We start from the raw sequence: 2,145 nt of genomic DNA on the forward strand, positions 1-2,145 counted from the left end.
TGGCCTGGCCGCCGCCGATGACGAGCACCGGGATGTGGGTGCCGGGGGAAACCTGTGTGGGGCTCATGGGTGCTCCTCGAGAGGATCCATGGCGACCACCTCGACGAGGGCGTCCCCGGGGTGGGCCAGGCTCGCCGAGGTCACCTGCGCGGCGGTCTCGGCGGCGGAGGTGCACAGGAACCCGTAGCGGGCGCGGACCCGCTCGCCCGCCTCGGTGAGGGCGTGGGTGGCCCGGGCGCGGAACTCGGCGACGCTGAGTCGCTCGCCGACCGTGAGGTGGTCGTGGATCACCAGACTGGGGGAGTAGTAGTCCCGGACCGTGCCGTCGGGCCACCGGACGGCGAAGTTCATCTCAGGCACTGGCGAGCCTCCTCTCCTCGACCGGGTCGTTCAGCTCGACCAGCGGCCCGTAGACGTCGGGACGCCGATCGCGCAGGTGGAACATCCCGGCGCGCATCGCGGAGAAGGTGCCCGCGACGTCGACCTCGGCGACCGCCAGGCCCTCGTCGAGAGTGGTGGTGGCCAGGACGTTCCCGCCGGGATCGACGATCTTGGCGTTGCCCACGTACCGGAGCGACCCGAAGGTCCCCGCCTGGTTGGAGGCCACCCAGAACACCTGATTGTCCAGGGCCCGGGCGGAGTCGAAGAGGTTGAACCGGTAGGTCCAGCGGTCCTCCTGCAGGTTGGCGGCGGTCGCCGTGCGCGCCGCCGGCCACGCCGACAGGGAGGCGATGATCTCCGCGCCCTGCAGGGCCATGACGCGAGCGGCCTCGGGGAACGCCTTGTCGTAGCAGATCTGCAGGCCCACCCGCCCGACCGGGGTGTCGAAGACCTGGTAGTCGCCGCCGGAGGCGTAGGACATGTTCTCCCCGAGAGGCTGGTGCACCTTGCGGTAGGTCCCGTAGACGCAGGTTCCGTCGAGGACGGCGGCGGCGTTGTAGCGGCTCACGCCGTCGGCGCCCAGCTCGCAGAAACCGATGGCCACCACCAGGTCTCCGACGATCTCCCGGACGCGGGCGATCTCGGGGCCGTCGAGACGGATCGCCGGCGGCAGCGACCGGGCGGTAAGCGTGGTGTCGCCGTGGTTGCCGAGGCTGGAGAGATAGCCCCCGATGGCGGCCTCGGGGAAGACCAGGAAGTCGACCCCGCGCTCACGGGCGAGCTCCGCGTAGTGGGCGATGGTCCGGTAGTTCTGTTCGAGGTCGCGGGTGAAGTTGGCCGCGACCGAGCCGATGGTGGTCATGACGTCAGACCATGTAGGTGGAGTTGATGATGGCGCCCTTGCGGGCGTAGTGGATCAGGGCGTCCTGAACGTCGAGCGGGTGCGCGGGGATCACGCCCTCGATCAGGTCCTCCTCGCGGCCGCCGTGGAGGCCGAGCCCGAAGCGGCAGCAGAACACTGTCCCGCCCTCGGAGATGAACGCCTCGAGGGACTCGTTGATGTTCTGCTCGCCGGGGAAGCCGGAGTCCCCGGTGGTGGGGAATCCGCGGGTGGCGAGGCAGTTGATGGCGCCGGGGCCGTAGAAGTAGATGGCCGACTCGAACCCCTTGCGCAGGGCGCGGGTGGCCTGGAGCACGGCGACGAAGGAGACGGACGACTCGTGGGCGATGCCGTGCACGAGGGTGAAGTACGACTCGCCCTCCTCGGCCTTGTAGTCGGGGAAGATCTTGGTGCCGCCGTAGATGCTCGTGCCCTTGGGCAGCGACGGGTGCGGGATCTCCTTGAGGGAGGCGGCGATGTTCTCGGTGATGGCGGCGTCGAACTCGGGCACTGTGGGCTCCTCGGGGACGGGGTCACCGGAGGGGTTCCGGTGACATGGCAGCGAGTACACGCCCGCGGCGTTACCGCTGCGTGTCGGTCCGTTACCGGGTGGTTGCGATTGGAACAACCCGTCCGGCGTCCACGTAACACACGGGTGGGGCCGCGGCCCGCGACGATGGGGTCCGGTGAGCGGGGTCACGCCCGCGCTCGGCGCTGTCGGGGCTGATTACACTGGTGCTCTCCGTGCGGCCCCGTCCGCCGCGCCCACCCCACCCGGAGGACTCACACGCGTGACCACCACTGTCAGCAGCCCCACCACGACCGCAGCTCTGTCCGGCCTGGCCGGGGCGGTCGCCGCGAACCCGGCGCTGGCCGATCTGCGG

At 70.3% G+C, this 2,145-nt stretch carries 3 protein-coding genes; all 3 read right to left on the reverse strand.

The window, feature by feature from the left end; all coding sequences use genetic code 11:
* Positions 1–63: 63 nt before the first annotated feature.
* From G6019_RS07995 to G6019_RS08005, 3 genes are read right to left on the reverse strand one after another with little or no spacing between them, the layout of a single operon-like run.
* Positions 64–360 carry an MSMEG_0570 family nitrogen starvation response protein gene (locus tag G6019_RS07995; RefSeq protein ID WP_107756917.1) on the reverse strand — a complete coding sequence of 99 codons (297 nt, stop codon included), beginning with the start codon at positions 358–360 and terminating at the stop codon, positions 64–66.
* Positions 353–1,243 carry a carbon-nitrogen hydrolase family protein gene (locus G6019_RS08000; RefSeq protein ID WP_182613719.1) on the reverse strand — a complete coding sequence of 297 codons (891 nt, stop codon included), beginning with the start codon at positions 1,241–1,243 and terminating at the stop codon, positions 353–355. The genes G6019_RS07995 and G6019_RS08000 overlap by 8 nt, the downstream gene beginning before the upstream one ends.
* A 4-nt stretch (positions 1,244–1,247) precedes the next feature.
* Positions 1,248–1,772 (reverse strand): MSMEG_0572/Sll0783 family nitrogen starvation response protein, encoded by a 525-nt coding sequence (locus G6019_RS08005; RefSeq protein WP_107756915.1) that lies wholly within the window; start codon positions 1,770–1,772, stop codon positions 1,248–1,250.
* Between the last annotated feature and the right edge of the window lie 373 nt (positions 1,773–2,145).

Source organism: Dietzia sp. DQ12-76, from assembly GCF_014145045.1.
GTDB lineage: Bacteria > Actinomycetota > Actinomycetes > Mycobacteriales > Mycobacteriaceae > Dietzia.